This window comes from Paenibacillus lycopersici, from assembly GCF_010119935.1.
Classification (GTDB): domain Bacteria; phylum Bacillota; class Bacilli; order Paenibacillales; family Paenibacillaceae; genus Paenibacillus_Z; species Paenibacillus_Z lycopersici.
On the sequence record NZ_CP048209.1, the window covers coordinates 1,430,969 to 1,450,353 of the forward strand.

Annotated in this window: 18 protein-coding genes; 17 read left to right on the top strand and 1 reads right to left on the bottom strand. The window is 60.9% G+C overall.

Going from position 1 to position 19,385, the window contains the following annotated elements; all coding sequences use genetic code 11:
• The first annotated feature begins 2 nt into the window (after positions 1 to 2).
• From GXP70_RS06175 to GXP70_RS06190, 4 genes are all read left to right on the top strand, one after another.
• Positions 3 to 848: a class I fructose-bisphosphate aldolase gene (locus GXP70_RS06175; protein ID WP_162355645.1), complete on the top strand. Its 846-nt coding sequence runs from the start codon at positions 3 to 5 to the stop codon at positions 846 to 848.
• 1 nt (position 849) lies between these two features.
• Complete coding sequence (locus GXP70_RS06180) at positions 850 to 2,010, top strand: Gfo/Idh/MocA family protein (protein WP_162355646.1); 1,161 nt, start codon at positions 850 to 852, stop codon at positions 2,008 to 2,010.
• Between the two features lies 1 nt (position 2,011).
• Positions 2,012 to 3,238: a carbohydrate kinase family protein gene (locus GXP70_RS06185; RefSeq protein WP_162355647.1), complete on the top strand. Its 1,227-nt coding sequence runs from the start codon at positions 2,012 to 2,014 to the stop codon at positions 3,236 to 3,238.
• A 205-nt stretch (positions 3,239 to 3,443) separates the two neighbouring features.
• A complete protein-coding gene (locus tag GXP70_RS06190) occupies positions 3,444 to 3,989 on the top strand; it encodes a D-lyxose/D-mannose family sugar isomerase (RefSeq protein ID WP_162355648.1) in 546 nt (181 codons plus the stop codon).
• Positions 3,990 to 4,352: 363 nt separating this feature from the next.
• On the opposite strand, the gene GXP70_RS06195 is transcribed toward GXP70_RS06190, so the two are convergent.
• Positions 4,353 to 5,090, bottom strand: coding sequence for a hypothetical protein (locus GXP70_RS06195; RefSeq protein WP_162355649.1), 738 nt, complete (start codon positions 5,088 to 5,090; stop codon positions 4,353 to 4,355).
• A gap of 183 nt (positions 5,091 to 5,273) precedes the next feature.
• On the opposite strand from GXP70_RS06195, the gene GXP70_RS06200 reads away from it, so the two are divergent.
• From GXP70_RS06200 to GXP70_RS06265, 13 genes are all read left to right on the top strand, one after another.
• Entirely contained in the window at positions 5,274 to 6,689 is a 1,416-nt protein-coding gene (locus GXP70_RS06200) for an FAD-linked oxidase C-terminal domain-containing protein (protein ID WP_162355650.1), read from the top strand.
• Positions 6,682 to 8,289 carry a (Fe-S)-binding protein gene (locus GXP70_RS06205; protein ID WP_404822315.1) on the top strand — a complete coding sequence of 536 codons (1,608 nt, stop codon included), beginning with the start codon at positions 6,682 to 6,684 and terminating at the stop codon, positions 8,287 to 8,289. Before GXP70_RS06200 ends, GXP70_RS06205 begins: the two co-directional genes overlap by 8 nt.
• A gap of 1,116 nt (positions 8,290 to 9,405) precedes the next feature.
• Positions 9,406 to 10,440 carry a sulfonate ABC transporter substrate-binding protein gene (locus GXP70_RS06210; RefSeq protein WP_225442684.1) on the top strand — a complete coding sequence of 345 codons (1,035 nt, stop codon included), beginning with the start codon at positions 9,406 to 9,408 and terminating at the stop codon, positions 10,438 to 10,440.
• Positions 10,441 to 10,648: 208 nt separating this feature from the next.
• Positions 10,649 to 11,794 carry an FMNH2-dependent alkanesulfonate monooxygenase gene (ssuD, locus tag GXP70_RS06215; RefSeq protein ID WP_162355651.1) on the top strand — a complete coding sequence of 382 codons (1,146 nt, stop codon included), beginning with the start codon at positions 10,649 to 10,651 and terminating at the stop codon, positions 11,792 to 11,794.
• A 12-nt stretch (positions 11,795 to 11,806) separates the two neighbouring features.
• On the top strand, positions 11,807 to 12,604 hold the full coding sequence (gene ssuC, locus GXP70_RS06220; protein WP_162355652.1) for an aliphatic sulfonate ABC transporter permease SsuC: 798 nt from the start codon (positions 11,807 to 11,809) through the stop codon (positions 12,602 to 12,604).
• Positions 12,574 to 13,395 carry an ATP-binding cassette domain-containing protein gene (locus tag GXP70_RS06225; RefSeq protein WP_162355653.1) on the top strand — a complete coding sequence of 274 codons (822 nt, stop codon included), beginning with the start codon at positions 12,574 to 12,576 and terminating at the stop codon, positions 13,393 to 13,395. Before ssuC ends, GXP70_RS06225 begins: the two co-directional genes overlap by 31 nt.
• Positions 13,396 to 13,845: 450 nt before the next feature.
• The gene (locus GXP70_RS06230) at positions 13,846 to 14,412 is read left to right on the top strand and encodes an HAD-IA family hydrolase (RefSeq protein WP_162355654.1); all 567 of its coding nucleotides are present in this window, start codon (positions 13,846 to 13,848) and stop codon (positions 14,410 to 14,412) included.
• Positions 14,413 to 14,457: 45 nt separating this feature from the next.
• Positions 14,458 to 14,985, top strand: coding sequence for a GNAT family N-acetyltransferase (locus GXP70_RS06235; protein ID WP_162355655.1), 528 nt, complete (start codon positions 14,458 to 14,460; stop codon positions 14,983 to 14,985).
• A 21-nt stretch (positions 14,986 to 15,006) separates the two neighbouring features.
• On the top strand, positions 15,007 to 15,528 hold the full coding sequence (locus GXP70_RS06240; protein WP_162355656.1) for a cysteine hydrolase family protein: 522 nt from the start codon (positions 15,007 to 15,009) through the stop codon (positions 15,526 to 15,528).
• A 17-nt stretch (positions 15,529 to 15,545) separates the two neighbouring features.
• Complete coding sequence (locus GXP70_RS06245) at positions 15,546 to 16,016, top strand: GNAT family N-acetyltransferase (RefSeq protein ID WP_162355657.1); 471 nt, start codon at positions 15,546 to 15,548, stop codon at positions 16,014 to 16,016.
• Positions 16,013 to 16,927, top strand: coding sequence for a GNAT family N-acetyltransferase (locus tag GXP70_RS29730; protein WP_225442685.1), 915 nt, complete (start codon positions 16,013 to 16,015; stop codon positions 16,925 to 16,927). The genes GXP70_RS06245 and GXP70_RS29730 overlap by 4 nt, the downstream gene beginning before the upstream one ends.
• Positions 16,928 to 16,969: 42 nt before the next feature.
• Complete coding sequence (locus tag GXP70_RS06260) at positions 16,970 to 17,632, top strand: 3'-5' exonuclease (RefSeq protein WP_225442686.1); 663 nt, start codon at positions 16,970 to 16,972, stop codon at positions 17,630 to 17,632.
• Between the two features lie 605 nt (positions 17,633 to 18,237).
• Positions 18,238 to 18,471: a hypothetical protein gene (locus GXP70_RS06265; protein WP_162355659.1), complete on the top strand. Its 234-nt coding sequence runs from the start codon at positions 18,238 to 18,240 to the stop codon at positions 18,469 to 18,471.
• Positions 18,472 to 19,385 lie beyond the last annotated feature (914 nt).

Genomic DNA, 19,385 nt, shown 5'->3' on the forward strand with positions numbered 1-19,385 from the left:
GGATGTCTGTTCAACCAAGACTCAACCGGATGTTCAGCGCGCAGGGAAAATGCTTCGACGTGGCGGTGGACCACGGCTTCTTCAATGAAATTTCGTTCTTGGCCGGGATCGAGAACATGCGGCAGGCCGTGCAAACGATCGTGGAAGCGAACCCGGATTGCATACAGCTGAGCATCGGCCAAGCCAAGTGGCTGCAGGACGTGCCGGGCAAGAAGAAGCCGGGACTCGTGCTGCGCACGGACGCGGCGAATATCTATGGCAAGGAGCTGCCGAGCTTTCTGTTCAGCGAGCTGATCGATCGCGCCGTCGAGAAAGCGGTTGCATTCGATGCGGTAGCCGTCTGCGTCAATTTGCTGCTGCTGCCGAATCAGCCGGAGCTTCATCATCAATGCGTGCGGAATATCTCGCTGCTCAAGAGTGAATGCGAGAAATACGGCATGCCGCTCATGGTGGAGCCGCTCGTCATGCTCCCGAACGAAGCGAAGGGCGGCTATATGGTCGACGGCGACATCGGCAAAATCATGCCGCTCGTCCGGCAGGGCGTCGAGCTTGGCGCCGATGTGATCAAGGCCGATCCGTGCGACGACGTTGCCGAGTATCATCGCGTCATCGAGGTCGCCTCCGGCATTCCGGTGCTCGTTCGCGGCGGCGGGCGCGCAAGCGACGAGGAAATCGTCAACCGTACCGCAGAGCTGATGAATCAGGGCGCTTCCGGCATCGTCTACGGCCGTAACGTCATTCAGCACCCGAATCCGGCCGGCATGACGAACGCGCTGATGGCGATCGTTCATCAAGGCGCGTCGGCCGAGCGGGCGCTGGCGATTCTGAGCGGCAGGGAGGTCGGCTGAGATGAGCAGGCGGACAATCGGTTTCGGCGTGATCGGCTGCGGCTTGATGGGCAAGGAATTCGCCAGCGCGGCCGCCAGATGGCTGCATCTCGAGGGCGTCGATTTCGAGCCGCGCATCGTTGCGGTCTGCGACGCGAATCCGGCGGCGACGGAATGGTTCCGGCGCCAGGTGCCGAGCGTGGAACGGACTTACGACGACTACAGGGAGCTGCTTGCGGACAGCGGCGTCGATGCGGTCTACTGCGCGGTACCGCATCACCTGCATGCGCAAATCTACGTCGACATCATCGAGGCCGGCAAGCATCTGCTCGGCGAGAAGCCGTTCGGCGTCGACGCCGAGGCGAACGCGCGCATCAATGCCGCCCTCGAAGCGAATCCCGGCGTCATCGTTCGCTGCTCCTCGGAATTTCCTTTCTACCCGGGAGCGCATCAAATCGCGCAATGGGTGCAGGAAGGCAAATTCGGCCGGATCATCGAGGCGGAGGCGGGCTTCTGGCACTCGAGCGACCTGGATCCGAACAAGCCGATCAATTGGAAGCGGCGCGTCGCGACGAACGGCGAGTACGGCTGCATGGGCGATCTCGGCATGCATGTGCTGCATCTGCCGCTGCGTTTCGGCTGGAAGCCAAGCAGCGTAAGGGCGCTGCTGAGCAAGATCGTCCCGGAACGTCCGGACGGAAGCGGTGCGATGGTGCCGTGCGAGACGTGGGATAATGCGATCTTGGCATGCGACGTCCGGACGGCCGATCAGCAGTTCCCGCTGATGCTGTCCACGAAACGGATCGCGCCGGGACATGCGAATACGTGGTTTATCCGTATCCAGGGGACGGCGCTGTCGGCGGAGTTCAGCACCAAGAATCCGAAGCAGGTATCGTCGCTTCCGTACGCGCCGGGCGGGCAGCAAGCCTGGCATACGGTGGATGCCCCGTATAAATCGGCGTATGCGACCATTACCGGCGGAATCTTCGAATTCGGCTTCTCGGATTCGATCCTGCAAATGTGGGCGGCATTCTGCGACGAGCTGGCAAACGGCGCGGACGGCATGAGGCAGCCGTTCCGCTGCGCAACGCCGGAAGAAGCGCGCGGCAGCCATCGCGTCTTCACGGCCGCGCTGGAATCGGAGCGCACCGGCGCGACCGTACCGATCGATTGGAGGGAATAGCTTGGATGCAGCGCGTACGCGGGCGGAAGTCGTCGTTGCCGGCCATATTTGCCTGGACGTCATTCCGACAATGCACGAACTGAAAGCAGGCATGGGATCGCTGCTCGTTCCCGGCAAGCTCGTCGATATCGGCGCGGCGCGGGTCGCGACGGGCGGCGCGGTCTCCAATACGGGGCTGGCGCTGCACCGTCTCGGACTCCGTACGAAGCTGATGGGGAAGATCGGCGACGATTTGTTCGGCCGCGCGATCGGCGACGTGCTGCGCGGTTACGGGCAGGCGCTGGCGGACGGCATGATCGTGGCGGCGGGCGAGTATACTTCGTATACGATCGTCATTAATCCGCCGAACGTCGACCGGATCTTCCTGCACTGCACCGGCGCGAACGATACGTTCGCGGCGGACGATCTGCAGGACGCCGCGCTTGAAGGCGCGCGGTTGTTTCACTTCGGCTACCCGCCGCTCATGCGCCGCATGTACGAGAACGGCGGCGGCGAGCTCGCGGCGCTGCTGTCCCGGGCGAAGGCGAAAGGGCTGACGGTGTCGCTCGACGCGGCCAAGCCGGACCCGTCGTCGCCGGCGGGCGAAGCGGATTGGCGGACGATTCTCATGAAAGCGCTCCCGCATGTCGATGTGTTCCTGCCGAGCTTCGAGGAAATTCTATACATGCTGCGGCGGGGGGCGTACGAGGCGCTGGCGGCCGAGCATGGCAGCGATCTGCTGCCGTTCGCGGACGGAGCGCTGCTGCGGGAGCTGGCCGACGAGCTGCTGGCGTTCGGCGCCGCGATCGTCGTGCTCAAGCTCGGCGAGCACGGGCTCTATCTGCGCACGACGGCCGACGCCGCCAGACTGTCCGCGGCCGCAATGGGCGCGGGGGCGGTCGGTTCGACGAAGGCGTGGCTGGGCCGCGAGCTGCTTGCACCGAGCTATGCCGTGGAGGTCGCGGGCACGACGGGCGCCGGCGACTGTACGATCGCGGGCTTCCTGGCCGGCCTGCTCAAGGGCTTGAGTCCGGAAGCGTCGCTGCATAGCGCGACAGCCGTCGGCGCCTGCAACGTCGAGCAAGCGGATGCGACGAGCGGCGTGCCTTCGTGGGAGGCGGTGCAGGCGCGAATGGCGGCGGGATGGAGCCGGCGAGGCGTCAGGCTGGCTTTGCCCGGCTGGCGCGAAGGAAGCGATGGCACGCGGTTTGGACCGGATGATCCCCGCAGCGGCAGCGGCGGGGAGTAACCTGTAGCAACAGGCAGCAGTAGATAGCAACGGATAGCGGCGGGGCGATGAGCGGCGGGACGGTGTCCTGTAGGAAACGGCGGCCGGTAGAATAGAATTGATAGTCCCCCGTATCCGAGAACGGTTACGCCAGCGTGCAGGCCTGCGACTAGAACCATCCGTAATGCGAAACGTGATGAGAATCGTTATAGAGGAGGGCATGATCATGAGACGAAGCGAAGTGAGGGCCGCGCAGAAAAGGGCGGCGGCGATGTTCGATCAGATCGGCATCGCGCTGACGCCGGAGGAGCGCAGCAATATCGAGGTTGCCGGCTTCGGACTCGGCAATTTGGACAGCCAAGGCTTGGAGCTTGTGACGTACATCAACAACGACCGCTATTGCGCCAAGGAGCTGGTCCTGTTCCCGGGCCAAACATGCCCGGAGCATCTGCATCCCCCGGTCGGCGACGATCCCGGCAAGACGGAAACGTTCCGCTGCCGCTTCGGTATCGTCTACCTCTATGTCGAAGGCGAGAACGCCGGCACGATTCAAGCCGAGGTGCCGGCCGGAAGCGAGGCGTACTATACGGTTTTCAATGAAGTCGTGCTCCATCCGGGTCAGCAGTATACGATTCCGCCGGGCACCAAGCACTGGTTCCAGGCCGGGGAGAAGGGCGCGATCGTCTCGGAATTTTCGAGCACGAGCCGCGACGAATTCGATATTTTCACGGATCCGAACATTAAGCGGATGCCGGTGATCGAAGAGGATTAAAGGCCGGAGGGGATGGCCGGACGGTCGAGGCGGCCTGCGGGTGAACTGGCTTGCGGGCAGAACTGGTATGCGTGAGCTGACATGCGGTTGAACTGGCGTGCAGGCAGAACTGGCGTGCAGGCAGAACTGGCGTGCAGGCAGAACTGGTATGCGAGCTGAACTGCAATGCGAGCTGAACCGGCTTGAAGGCAGAACTGGTATGCGGGCTGAGCTGACGTGCGGTCTGAACTGGCGTGCGGAACCGGCATTCAGGCCGGAGGGGCACCGGCGGCAGGCCCGGCCCGGACGCGAAGAAACCGGTATTCCGTTCGGGACTGCCGGTTTCCGGTTTCTCACAGCGCTATAACTGACGTTCCGCCAGCTTCACAGGGGAGCCAGAATTGCCGCCTGCCGCTTGCCGATTTTCAGCTTCTCCAGGCGCTTGTAGGCAGGATGGGCGATGGCCTGCTTCTTGTCCGCTACGACCACGACGACCGATCCCGCGCGCACGACGCCGAGCAAATGATTCAGCAGGCTGTCCAATGGATCCGCATCTTCCGAGGACCACGTCACCACGTTGCCGTAAGGGACGTCCGTCATGACGATATCGGCGGCTTGTCCGCCGGCGTTCCAATAATCGGCCCGCTCCCCGGTCGCGTCCGCTTGGAAACAGACGGTCTCGATGCGCGAGTTCCGCCGTGCGATCCGTTCCTGCAGGCGTTCCGCGCTTTCGATCGCTTCCTTGTGCGAGGTTTTGCCGAACGCTGCGTACAGGGCCGTCAATTGCGCCAGCCGCTCGGCGATTCCTTCGGGATTCGCCATGGCCAGGTTGCGCTTGGCGAGCTCGACCGCCTTGCCGTCGATATCCGAGCCGACGAGGCGGCCGATGCCTTGCCCGTGCAGCAGCCCGAGCGTCGTCAGGAGATAGGCGCCGCCGCAGCAAGGGTCGTAGATTGTGATCGGCTGCTCGCCGCGTTCCGGCGGCAGGTACGATTTTGCGCGAAGATAGAGCTCGCTGGCCAATCGGACAGGGAACGCGGTCGTCCCGCCCGCGTTCAACAATACCCTGCCGCTGGAGAAATCCTCATAATTATGCCGGACTTGTTCATAGACGTATTCCATGCGGTGTTCCTTTCTGAAATCAAATTCGCGGGGATCGGCTGCATGACAAGGGCGAATCGCCATGATGCGCCTTGCAGGCCAAGCAGCGCTGTCCGGCGAATGATGTACTACGAGCATCATACCACACGAACGATTCATGGATGAAAGCCCTTATTCATTCCCGTTCCTAAAGGAGAGCTACCCATGCTTGATGCAGCAGTCGCCGACAAGCTGCGCGCTATCGTCGGCGCCCAATGGTTCAAAGACGATCCGGAATCGCTCGTCACCCACTCCTACGACGGCACCCCGATGCTGCAATCGCTGCCGGACGGCGTCATTTATCCGGAGAATACGGCTCAAATCGCCGCGATTATCAACGTGCTGCGCGAGCATCGGATTCCCGTCGTCAGCCGAGGTTCCGGCACGAATTTATGCGGCGGGACGGTTCCCGTCCAAGGCGGCATCGTCATGGTCATGCACCGGATGAACCGCATACTCGAAGTCGATCTGGAGAATTTGACGGCGACCGTGCAGCCCGGCTTGAACACGAAGGCGTTCATTACCCATGTGGAGAGTCTTGGCCTGTTCTACCCGCCGGACCCGAGCAGCATGGCGATCTCGACGATCGGCGGCAATATCGCCGAATGCTCCGGCGGCTTGCGGGGCTTGAAATACGGCACGACGAAGGATTACGTCATCGGCCTCGAAGCGGTGCTCGCCAGCGGCGAGATCATCCGCACGGGCGGGAAGCTGATGAAGGACGTCGCGGGCTACGACCTAACGAAGCTGCTCGTCGGCTCGGAAGGGACGCTCGCCGTCATTACGGAAGCGACGCTCAAGCTGATCCCGCCGCCGAAGACGAAGAAGACGATGCTGGCGATGTACAAGGACCTCTACGGCGCCGCCCGCACGGTGTCCAAAATCATCGAGAACCGCATCATTCCGGCGACGCTCGAATTTCTGGACAATCCGACGATCCGCGTCGTGGATGATTTTGCGAAGCTGGGGCTGCCGCTCGATATGGAGGCGATCCTGCTGATCGAGCAGGACGGCGACGCCGAAGCGGTGGAGCGCGACATTGCGCGCATCGCGGACATTTGCCGCAGCGAGCAGGCGGAGCGCGTCAGCATCGCCGCGGACGAGGCGGAGGCGCTGAAGCTGCTGACGGCGCGGCGGAGCGCATTCACGGCGCTGGCGCGGCTGCGGCCGACGACGATTCTGGAGGATGCCACCGTGCCCCGTTCCAAAATCGCCGATATGGTGCTGGCGATCAACGAGATCGCCAAGCGCCATAATGTGACGATCTGCACGTTCGGCCACGCCGGCGACGGCAACCTGCATCCGACCGCGACGACGGATGCCCGCGACGCGGACGAAATCCATCGCGTCGAGGAAGCGTTCGCGGAGATTTTCGAAGCGGCGATCGCGCTTGGCGGCACGATTACCGGCGAGCACGGCGTCGGGCTCGTGAAGGCGCCGTTCCTGGAATGGAAGGTCGGCGCGGCGGGCATCGACGTGATGCGGGCGATCAAGCGATCGTTCGACCCGGACAATCTCCTGAATCCGGGCAAAATGTTCGCCAAATCGGCGCGCAAAAGGGTGGTGCTGCAGCGTGGCTAAAACGTTAAGCGATTTGATCCCATCGGCGCAGGGCGGCGATTGCGGCGAACTTGCTTCGACGCTGAAGAGCGGGCTCGATTACGATCAACTGACGAACTGCATGCGCTGCGGCTTCTGCCTGCCGGCCTGTCCGACGTTTCGCGAGACGGGCATCGAAGCGGAATCGCCGCGAGGTCGAATCGCGCTCATGAAAGCCGTCGCCGATGGAATCATGGCGCCCGACGCGGCGTTCGAGACGCAGATGAACCACTGCCTCGGCTGCCGCGCCTGCGAACCGGCCTGCCCCGCCGACGTCAAGTACGGTCAGCTGCTGGAGCAGGCGCGCGATGCCGTGGAGACGCATACGACGTCGCATCGCTGGTGGGTGAAGATCGCGCGCAAGGCCGCGTTCGACGGCTTGTTCCCGCATCAGAACCGGATGCGGCTGCTGGGCGGCGCGCTGCAGCTGTACCAGCGGGCAGGCCTGCGCAAGCTTGCCCGCGGCACGGGGCTCATGAAGCTGTTCCCGCCGCATCTGCGGGAGATGGAGGCGATCCTGCCCGAAGCCTCGCGCCGAGGCGTCGTGGAGCAGATCGGCGCGTTCCATCCGGCGCAGGGCGAACGGATCGCCGCCGTCGGCTTGTTCCGCGGCTGCATCATGGACGTGCTGTTCACGGAGACGAACAAGCATACGGTCGAGCTGCTGAACGAAGCCGGCTTCGACGTCGTCATCCCGGAGACGCAGAATTGCTGCGGCGCGCTGCATGCGCACAGCGGCGAGCAGGCCGGCGCGAAGGCGCTGGCGAAGCGCAATATCGCCGCCTTCAAAGCGGCGGGCGTGGAATGGATCGTCTCCAATGCCGGCGGCTGCGGCGCGCTGCTCGTGGAGTACGACCATTTGCTGCATGACGATCCGCAGTGGCGGGAAGACGCGGCCTGGTTCGCGAAGCGGACGATCGACGTGAGCCAGCTGCTCGTCGAGCATGGCCGCTTGCAATCGGCGGCGCAGGCAGCGCTCGCCGCGGGAGCGGGCTTGGCCGGGGTGGGCGCGGCCAAGGCGGGCGCCAAGGCTGGCGACGCCAACGACGGCGGTCATGGCAGCGGCAGCGCCGAGCCGTCGGCCGACAAGGGCGGCGGAGCGCAAGCTGCCGGGCACGAACATGTGCGCGGCGTCTCGGCAGCGCCTGCGAAACTGGCCGCAGCCTCCGGCGTCTGCGCCGGTTCGTGCAGCGGCGTCGGCTTCGCATCCGCCGAGGGGGTCCGCATCACGTACCAGGATTCCTGCCATCTGCGCAACGTCATGCGCTCGTCCGAAGCGCCGCGCAAGCTGATGCGCAGCGTGGCGAACGCCGAGTTCGTCGAGCTTGCGGAAGCGGACCGCTGCTGCGGCTCGGCGGGGATCTATAACCTGACGCAGCCGCAGATGGCGAGTCAGATTCTCGATCATAAGATGGAGCATGTACAGCGGACCGAGGCTCATTACTTGCTGACGAGCAATCCGGGCTGCTTGCTGCAAATGAAGAGCGGCATCGAGAAGCACGGCATGAGCGGACGGATGCAAGCTATGCACCTGGTCGATTTTCTGCATGAGCGGATGAGCGGCGCAGGGCGTTCGGAATAAGTGCAATTTCGGACACGGAGGAACAACTTCGGCACTTCGCGCAGCTCCCGGCGCGAAGTGCGACGGCGCATGACGGCTGTCAACCTCATACGTGCGAGGCTCCCAACGCGCGGTTTACGGCGCTGCATGATGCGATCCGGTCTGGCCAAAACCAGTGCTCATACGGAATCGAGAAGGGGCGGCGCGAGCCGTCCCTTCTTGGCTTGTAGAGAGACCTATATCTAACTGCATCATGGCGCGGGCAGTTTGAATCGCAGGCCGCGGAATCCGACGGCCGCTTCCGACGGCTCGTTTCCTCGGCGCAGACAACCGAAGCCGTAACGATCACTATGCTTTATCGCCGGCAGGAAGAAACGCTATCTTCGAAAGCAATGAAACCGGACGGACAGGAGATCCGTTATGGGCTCGTTTTCGTCTTCTTTTCGCCTGCCCGCGGACAGGAGATTCGTTATTTCGTCCAATAAGACGGCAATCGCTGCTTTCCGGGGAGCATAACGGAACCTAAGTCCGTTCGCCTGCTCGGAAGCGCCGATTCCATTCAAATAACGAATCCTGTGTCCGCGCCCGTTGAAGGCGATCATGGTCAGCCTTGGCAGCGACGCAGACTAAGCACTTCTTGACTCCTTCGAGAAAGGCCCGGAGCGAACCGCTCCTTCTTCATATTTCATGCGGCCATCACACGCCAGCTTTGCGGCCGGCATGGACCAGCATCGCGGGTCGGCATAGGCCAGCATCGCGGCCGGCAAGGGCCAGCTTTGCAGGCCATCACGCACCAGCATCGCGGCCGCATGGGCCAGCATCGCGGGCCGTCACGCACCAGATTCGCGGTCCGGCAAGGGCCAGCTTTGCAGGCCATCACGCACCAGCATCGCGGCCGCATGAGCCAGCTTCGCGGGCAGCTGTCTGCGGCGATAGGAACGGACAGGCATCGATAGAAAATTTTTAATTCATAGTTGACATATCGGAATAATCTATATATGATAAACCCAGATGATCGCATGAACTTACCGGACCACCGGAAGTTTCCTCTCGCTAATTCTCCTTCGATGGAGCTTGGCCTAGGGAAGCTTCCGGTTTTTGCGTTGTCCGAAATTACACAAATCAGGGGTGGATGTCATGAAGAAACGAAATGCCGCTTACCGCAAATTATCCTTCTTCCTTATCGCTTTGCTCAGTATGGCCGTGGTACTGGCCGGCTGCGGCTCGAACGATTCGAACGGCGCCGCGAATGCCGGCCAAGCAGGCACTGCTGCCGCGGACGCGAATGCCAAGCCCGCATCGGGCGGCGCCGGCGGCAAAGAAATCCGCATCGGCTACCAGAAGTACGGCACCGTCAATATTCTCAAAGCGAAGGGCACGCTGGATAAACGCCTGGAAGCGGAAGGCTACAAAATCACGTGGACGGAGTTCCCGGGCGGGCCTCAGCTGCTGGAGGCGCTGAATGTCGGGAGCATCGACATCGGCCATACCGGCGAAGCGCCGCCGATCTTCGCGCAAGCGGCCAAAGCGCCGCTCGTCTACCTGGCGCATGAGCCGGCAAGTCCGAACAGCGAAGGCATTATCGTGCCGAAGGACTCGAAGATCGCCTCGCTCGCCGATCTGAAGGGCAAGAAGATCGCGCTCAACAAAGGCTCGAACGTTCACTATCTGCTCGTCAAGGCGCTGGAGAAAGCCGGCGTCGACTACAACGATATTACGACGGTTTTCCTGCCGCCGGGCGATGCGAGGGTTGCTTTCGAGAACGGTACCGTGGACGCTTGGGTGATTTGGGACCCGTTCCTGGCGGCCGCGCAAACCGCGACAGGCGGCAAGCTGCTGACCGACGGCAAGGATCTCGTGTCGAACATCGAATTCTATCTCGCCTCCCGCAAGTTCGCCGAAGCGAACGGGCCCGTCATCGACGCTTTCAAGGAAGAGCTGGACAAAATCGATCAATGGGCCGAGGCGAACCAAAAGGACGTTGCGGAACTGCTCTCCCCGCAGCTCGGCATCGACGTTCCGTCGCTCGAGCTTGCGGCTAAGCGCAGAGGCTACGGTCTGAACCCGATCGACGATTCCATTATCGATGCGCAGCAGAAGATCGCCGATACGTTCTTGAACCTGAAGCTCATACCGGATGCCATTCAGGTGAAGGACGCCACTTTGAAATAAATCGCTTTAATATAGCCGCTTTAAAATAAAACGTTTCATGAAGCAGGAGGATCTACCGCTCATCGGGCATCGCCGCTTCTTCGATTGCAACGCTTAATCGGATTTGCCGCTTTTTCGATTGCAACGCTTAATCGGCTACACCGCTTCTTCGGCTCCAAACGAGCATGAACCTCAACGATTATCCGACAACGGAAAGGGAGTTTTCACAATGGAAGTATTCTGGTTTATTCCGACGCATGGCGATGGCCGTTATCTTGGCAGCGCGGAAGGCGCGCGCGTCGTCGATGCCAAATATATGCAGCAAATTGCGCAGGCGGCGGACCGCCTCGGCTACGGCGGCGTGCTGCTGCCGACGGGAACCTCGTGCGAGGATGCCTGGGTTGCGGCTTCATCGCTCATTCCGGTGACGGAGCGGCTGAAGTTTCTGGTCGCCCTGCGGCCTGGACTGATGTCGCCGACATTGTCCGCCCGCATGTCGGCGACATTCGATCGGATCTCGAACGGCCGGCTGCTCGTCAACGTCGTTACCGGAGGAGACCCGGTGGAGCTGGCGAGCGAAGGCGTATTCCTCGGGCATGACGAGCGTTACGAGCTGACGAGCGAATTTCTCGATATCTGGCGCAGAGAGCTGAGCGGCGAGCATGTCGATTACGAAGGCAAGCATTTGCAGGTGAAAGACGGCAAAGTGCTCTATCCGCCGGTGCAGAAGCCGTATCCGCCGTTATACTTCGGCGGATCGTCCCCGGCAGGCATAGAGGTGGCCGCCGACCATATCGATGTCTACCTGACTTGGGGCGAACCGCCGCAGGAGGTCGCCAAGAAGATCGACAAGGTTCGCCGATTGGCGGCCGAACGGGGCAGAGAGATGCGTTTCGGCATCCGGCTGCACGTTATCGTCCGCGAGACGTCCGAAGAAGCGTGGCACGCAGCGGATCGCCTGATCAGCAAGGTCGACGATGACGCGATCGCGGCCGCCCGGAAAGTGTTCGCGCGCTACGATTCGGAAGGGCAGAAGCGGATGTCGACCCTGAACGGCGGCGACCGGAGCCAGCTCGAGATTTATCCGAACCTGTGGGCGGGCGTCGGCCTCGTACGCGGCGGCGCGGGCACGGCCCTCGTGGGCAATCCCGAGGAAGTGGCCGGTCTGATGAAGGAGTATGCGGCGCTAGGGATCGACACGTTTATTTTGTCGGGCTATCCGCACTTGGAAGAAGCGTATCAATTCGCCGATCTCGTCTTCCCGCTGCTTCCGCTGCAAGGCGTGCAGCCGGCGAGCGGTCCGTCCTCGACGAGTCCGTTCGGCGAGCTGATCGCCAATGCGATCAAGCCGGCGGAGCGGGCGGAAGCCAGATAGGAGGGAAACGAGATGAAGCGTCCATCAGCGCGTAACTGGAAAACTGGCACGTTATCTATCGGACTCGAATGGCTGATTCCGATCCTGGTCGTGGCGCTTTGGCAATGGTTCGGCAGCATGGGGTGGATTTCGCAGCGCATCCTGCCGACGCCCGCGTCGGTCGTGGAAGCCGGCTTCAAGCTGGTCGAGAACGGCGATCTGTTCCGTTATATCGGCGACAGCACGAAGCGGGCGCTCATCGGGTTCGCGATCGGCGGCGGCATCGGGTTCGCGCTGGCGATCCTGAACGGCTTGCTGCCGCTCGCGGAGAAGCTGACCGACTCGTCGATCCAGATGATCCGCACCATCCCGCATCTGTCGCTTATCCCGCTGATCATCGCCTGGTTCGGCATCGGCGAACAGGGCAAAATCTTCCTCGTGGCGCTCGGCGTCGCGTTCCCGATCTACCTGAATACGCTGCACGGCATCCGTTCCGTCGACCAGGGCTTGATCGAGATGGGCCGCACGTACGGGCTGCGGGGGGCCGCCCTGTTCCGGACGATTATTTTTCCCGGGGCGCTGCCGTCGATCCTGGTCGGACTCCGGTTCGCGCTCGGCATCATGTGGATCACGCTGATCGTCTCGGAGACGATCTCGGCCAACAGCGGCATCGGCTACATGGCGATGAACGCGCGGGAATTCTTCCAAATGGACGTTGTCGTGCTCAGTATCGTTATCTACGCCCTGCTCGGCAAGCTGTCGGATTGGATGGCGAAGCTTATGGAGAGGAGTTGGCTGAAATGGCATCCGCATTATCGGCAAGAGAAGTAGCCCTGGAGCGGCAAGCGGAGGCCCCGTCCCATGAAGTTTCGCCCAAGGGCCTGCAGGTCGACGTACGGTCTGCGGTCGTCCAATTCGGCGATCTGACCGTGCTTCGGGAGCTGGAGCTGTCGATTCCGGCCGGCCAGTTTCTGGCGGTCGTCGGACGAAGCGGCTGCGGCAAAAGCACCTTGCTCCGCCTGTTGGCAGGCTTGGAGCAGGCATCGAAGGGGACGGTGGCGATCGGCGGGACGGCTTCGGCCGGATTGCGTCCGGACGTGCGGGTCATGTTCCAGGACGCCCGGCTGCTCCCGTGGAAAACCGTGCTCGATAACGTGCGGATCGGCGTGGAGGGCGGCGATCGCGACAAAGCGCTGGAAGCGCTGGAGCTCGTCGGCCTGGCCGACCGGGCGAAGGCTTGGCCGTCCGTGCTGTCCGGCGGGCAGCGGCAGCGGGTCGCGCTGGCCCGGGCGCTCGTCGGCGATCCGAGCCTGCTGCTGTTCGACGAGCCGCTCGGCGCGCTCGATGCCTTGACCCGCATCGAGATGCAGCAGCTTATCGAGCGGCTGTGGCTGGAGCGCAAGTTCACCGCCGTGCTCGTCACCCACGACGTAAGCGAAGCCGTGGCGCTTGCCGACCGCGTCGTGCTGGTCGAGAACGGCTCCATCTCGCAGGACAGCCCGATCGCCTTGGCGCGGCCGCGCGAGAAGGACAGCGGCTTCACCCACTACGAGAACGGCATCCTCAATCGCGTGCTGGGCAGACGGCCGGGCAGCGCGAATCAGGACGGGTTTGCTATCTAGCGAATCGCTGCCGCTGTCGTGCGGCAATTGATAGAGGAACCGGATCTCCTTGCTGAGGGGGATTCGGTTCTTCTTGCCTCAATTTGCAGACCACAGGCAGGGCATTTTGGCCGCCGCATGCCTGGCATAAACTGCCTAATGGGTTTTGATCAAACCGCTTGATTGCCGGCGAGGCGCCCAATGCTTTCGAAAGCAGGGAACGGACAGGAGATAACAGGAGATCCGCGGATCCTGTGTCCGCCGCCTAAGGAGCTGCCATCGGCATATGCGGCATCAAAGACCCGAGCTTTCTCTACAGCCTGAACCGAATCTCCTTATTTGAAGGGGACTCGGTTCTTTTGGGCTGTCTATCGATCGTTCTATAGGCGGTATACATCTATTTCCTGAAAATGTATGATAGAATTGTCGGTCGATATCGAAAGACGATTCTATCGAACAGGAGCTACATTCATGCGCCTATTATGGGATTTCGACGGGACGCTGTTCGACACGTACCCGGCGTACACGGATGTGCTGTACGAGGTATTGTCGGGCTCGTCGCCGAAGCCGGCGATATTGGCTCGGCTGAAAGTTTCATTCACGCATGCCGTCGGGCATTACGGGCTGTCGGAAGAACAGATCAAGCGCGTCTTCGAGCTGGAAAACGAGCTGCATCCCGCGCAGACGCCGCCGTTCCCGGATGTCGAGCAGGTTGTGCGGCTGGCGGAGCTGAATGTCATCATGACGCATAAGCCGCGCAAGGAAGTGGCGGCGATTCTGCAGCACTACGGCTGGGCGGGATATTTTGCGGAAATCGTCGCGGGCGACGACGGCTATCCCAAGAAGCCGGACCCGGCGTCGTACCGGTATTTGCATGACAAATACCGGATCGATCTGGCTATCGGCGACCGGGAAATCGATATTCTTCCGGCCAAAGCCATCGGCATGCGAACCTGTTTGTTCCAGAACAGCGCGCCCGGGGCCGATTATTATTTGACGGATTATGCGGCCTTTCAAACGACCATCGTTCGCCATTGAGGCCGGCATTCATGCAGTGTCATTAAATCCGGGAAGAGGAGCATCATGATTACGTATCAAGCCATGCATCAGGAGCAAGTCGGCAAGCTGCTGGAGATCGACAGGTCCGAATATATCGATCTCGTCTACGAAATGCGAGACGGCGCGTTAACGGAAATACCGGCCGGGCATGAATGTCCGACTTGGCCGGAAGAGGCAATAGCCGAAATTCAGGCGCGTTTCTTGTACGAAATCCAGCATGGCGGCCTGGCGCTGGGCGCTTTCGACGGCGACAGGCTCATCGGATTCGGCGTGCTGGCGCATCGCTTCAGGGGACGAGCGTTGAACCGGCTTCAGATCGACCTGATGTTCGTGACAAGAGACTACAGGCGGCAGGGAATCGGGAGGCGGATCTTTGGCCGTCTCCGCGACGAGGCGAAGTCCAGAGGGGCCGAATATCTGTATATCTCTTCGACCGAAACCCGGTCCGCCGTTTCCTTCTACAAGAGCAACGGAAGCGCGCTGGCGGCGGAGGTCGACGATGAATTGTTCGCGAAGGAGCCGCATGATATTCATATGGTCGTGAAGCTGTGACCAATAGGGAGGGTGTTCATAATGACGAAGCAAGCATTACTGATTATCGATGTCCAACAGGCGATGTTCGACGAGGCCGATCCGGTCTATCAAGGCGCGGCTCTGCTCGGCAAGCTGCAGACTGTCATTGCGCAAGCCCGATCGAGAGGTATAACCATCGTCTATATTCAGCACAATGAAGGACCCGGCACCCCGCTTGCGTCCGGCTCTCCGGGCTGGGAGATCCACCCGGCGATCGGACCGGAAGCCCATGATCTCATCGTGCAGAAGGCGAGGCCCGACGCGTTCTTCCAGACGACGCTGCAGGACGAGCTGGACGCCAGAGGCATCCAGGAACTGATTCTCGCCGGCCTTCAAACCGAAATGTGCATCGATACGACATGCCGCAACGCCTGCAGCCGCGGTTATAAAGTAACTTTGCTGCGCGATGCGCATAGTACGTGGCCTTTGGAGGCTCTGTCGGCACAACAGATCATCGACCATCACAATAACGTGCTGCGGTGGTTTGCGGACATGAAGGATAGCTCGAACCTATTTGACTAACGTCCGGGAGGCTTGCCGTGCATAACCCTGCAATCGAACTGATTCCGATCAGCAAGGATAATGAACTGTCATGCATCCGTCTGCGTCCCCGAGAAGATCAGTTGCATCTGGTTGCCTCGAACGCGGATTCGTTGGTTCACGCGATGAAGGAGACCACGTCCAGACCCTATGGCATCTATGCGGGGAGCACGATGGTCGGGTTCATCCTGTGCGATCAAGAAGCGTATACGGACGGGGACTATTGGATTCTGCGGTTCATGATCGACGGCCGTTTCCAAGGCCGAGGCTACGGTAAGGCAGCCATTCTGCACGTTATCGACATGCTGAAGCACAGGGACGATTGCACGGAAATCCGGGTTTCTCACGTTCCGGCGAACGCTGCCGCCCATGCCTTGTACAAGCGCTGCGGCTTCGAGGACACGGGCGAGTTCGAGGATTGCGGCGATCCGATTTTGCGCTATCGCATGGAGCCGGGGAGGGTACGATGAAATTTTATATCGCGTCCAGTTTTCGAAACATTGCGAATGTCCGGTTGGCTGCCATTCTATTGAAACACGGCGGACATGTCCAAACCTATGACTGGACCGCTTGCAGCGACGAGGCGCTGTCGCTTGAGGAATTGGGCGAGATCGGGCTCGGCGAGATGAAGGCCGTTCTGGAGGCGGACGTGTTCATTATGATGATGCCTGCGGGCAAGGGCAGTCATGTCGAGCTCGGTCTTGCGCTCGGCCGCGGGAAGCAGATCATCCTCTATTCGGAGACGGATGAAATCCATGCTCCGGAATCGACCACGACCTTCTATCAGCTGAAGGAAGTCCGCAAGTATGTCGGCGCGCTCGAAGGCTTCCTCGCCTTTCTCGCTGCCGAGGACTGGAGGAAGACGGATTCGGCGGCGCCGTATACCATAAGGCCGATCGATCGGAACGATACGCCGTTCCTGTGGGACATGCTGTACGAATCGCTCTATGTACCGGAAGGCGGACAACCGTTCGGCCGGGAAATCGTCCAGGAGCCGTTTCTGGCCAAGTACGTGGAAGGCTGGGGACGCGCGGGGGATTTCGGATTCATTGCAATGGATGGCGAAGGCAGGAGGATCGGCTCGATCACGGCGCGCTGCTTCGGTGCAGACGACCAAGGGTACGGCTACGTTTCCGAGGACGTGCCCGAAATCGGGACAGCGGTCTTGCCGGCGTACCGAGGCCAAGGCATTGGGACGGCGTTGCTGCAAGCGCTGGTGGACGAAGCCCGCGACAGGCGGATCCGGGCGCTGTCGTTGAGCGTGGACCCGATGAATCAGGCGGCGATGAAGCTGTATCGGCGCTTTGCTTTTGAAGAAGCGGGCATGAACGGGACGTCGATGACGATGATTGCCGATCTGACGCGGCGGGAGCCGGAATGAACGGGCGGGCGGATGAACATTAACAGCACCGGGGTGACGGGGATGAAAATAGACAATATTTCGGACACGGAGTACGTGGTTTCCGAGCTGTTCGTCGATGATATCGTCAACCAGCGATACTGCGTGTTCGATTTTGAAGCGACGGGCATCATCCCGGAGACGGAGCATATCACCCAGATCGGGGCCATCATTATCGAGCATGGCCGCATTCAGGAGACGAGAACGTTCAACACGCTCGTCAAATCGCCGAAGCCGATACCGGAGCCCGTTGAACGGCATACGGGCATCTATAACGACGATATCGCGTATGCGCCGCTGCTGCATGAGGTGTATGACGATTTTCTGGCATTCGCCGGCGATTGTATACTAGTGACGCATGCGGGCTATGAATTCGATTTGCCGCTGCTCGCGAAAGAATGCCGCAGAAGCGGGCTGCCCATGATCTTGAATAAGTGCCTGGATACGAAGGCGCTGTTCTCGTATTTGCACCCGGAAATCGAGGCGATCATTTGGACGGACTACTTGATCAAGCATTACGAGGTTAGCGACCGGGATCTGAAGCGGCATGACGCGCTCGCGGACAGCATCCTGATCGGGCGGATTTTTCTGCGCATGATGGAGGAGTTCCTGGCGCGGGATATTCGGAGCATTGCGTTCAAGGATCATGTTCGCGTGAAACGGTTTCAGGTCGTGCCATTGGCGTGATGTTGAGGTTGAGGGACTTGAGCAGAAAGTGTATAAGAGGGCGTTCCTATCCACATGAGATCGGCGGTCCATGCCGGCATCCCGTCGCTCATCCGAATGTGAGCGGACTTCACGCTTAAAGATCACGCGGTTTTGAACGTGACGGATGAGCTGGATGAGACCTAACGGCAAGAAATGAACGTTTTTCTGGAGAAGGCCATTGATTCAGGACGGTGGTTTATCTGGGTGGCCGAGGTATGGAACGATTGTGTCCCCTATGTATGTGGAGCCGGTCGACAAGGTGCCGCGGCCTGAGCGGAAGACGCATCCGCGCCTTTACATGACGAACGTGTATACGCAGGGCATTCTATCGGCGCACTGACGATGTCCGCTGCACGGAGCCGATGGAATTGATGTTGGAATGGAGTATGGCGCGTTGTCGATGGAGCGATTTTGGGATGGCGGGGATTGTCGGCGGTGTGCATATTCTGCATTGAATGCCGGAACTCTGCAGTTAAGTGTACTTGGTGCACCGCATAACCGGGAATGTGGCGGAGGGCGGGCAAGAGGCACTCAGTGCACTGCATTGGCGGGTATGCGGCGAAATCGAGCAAGAGGTGCACCCAGTGCACTACATTCGCGAGTATGCGGAGAAATCGAGCAAAGAGATGCACCCGGTGCACTACATTGGCGAGAATACGATGGAAATCGGGCAAGAGGTGCACCCGGTGCACTACATTGGCGAGTATGCGGCGAAATCGGGCAAAGCGGTGCACCCAGTGCACCGCTTTGTCAGGCTGTCGAGAGGGTTCAACGCCGCATATGCCGCATGTATGGTAAGGAAAGGAGCCTTCCTCTAAGACAAGCGGACAGAGGATCCGTTATTTTGGCGAAATCGGGCTTTTTGGGGTGGCACACGGACACAGGATCCGTTAATGTGCCCGAATGGTACCGAGAACTTGTGAATCGGCTGATATAGCGGATCTCCTGTCCGCGAGCACTCGAAAATACGCGATAAAAAAGGGAATAACGGATCTCCTGTCCACCTCCTTGCATCGACGGACGCATCGTGCATAAACGGAATCTATGCGCCCCGTGTCGCCGCTCCCCGTGTCGCCGCGCCAGCGCCCCGCGCCTAGCGCCGTCGCGCCCTGCATCGCCGCACCCCCTCGCGCCTAGCGCCGTCGCGCCCTGCATCGCTGCGCCCCTGCGCCTCGCGCCATCGCGCGCCTAGCACCGTCGTGCCTAGCGCCCCTGCACCCACACCCGCCACCTTCCCCATAACTCGGGCTATATTAATTCCCGCCAATCAGAATGAACGATCCCCCAAGCAGGAATCGCGTACCTCCTCATGGAAATGAGTCTCGTCTACGATCATCAGCTTGCTTCATGCGATGGCCGACTTTCAGTCATCAGGCAAGATCCCCCCTCAGTGACTTGAGCAGCGTTGTCCTTCCTGCACGGCAGGTCGAACCGAGGACGAGCTGCCGCGTTCGACAGCATGACACTCGCATACTGCTCCATATTGCACAAGCATCTTCATACTCGATTCTGTTCTCCTGCTATACCGGCATAGCTCAAATCACATAATCGCCCGATCGCGAAGCACGCGCCCGAAGCGGCGAAGAGCATCAGCCGCCGCGCCGTCAGCCGTAGGCCAGTCGGCCATCAGCCGCCGCACCGTCATACGTCGGCCAGTCGGCCATCAGCCGCCGTCCCGTCAGCCGTAAGCCGCGCCGTCAGCCGCCCGTCGGCCGGCTGTCCAAACTACCAA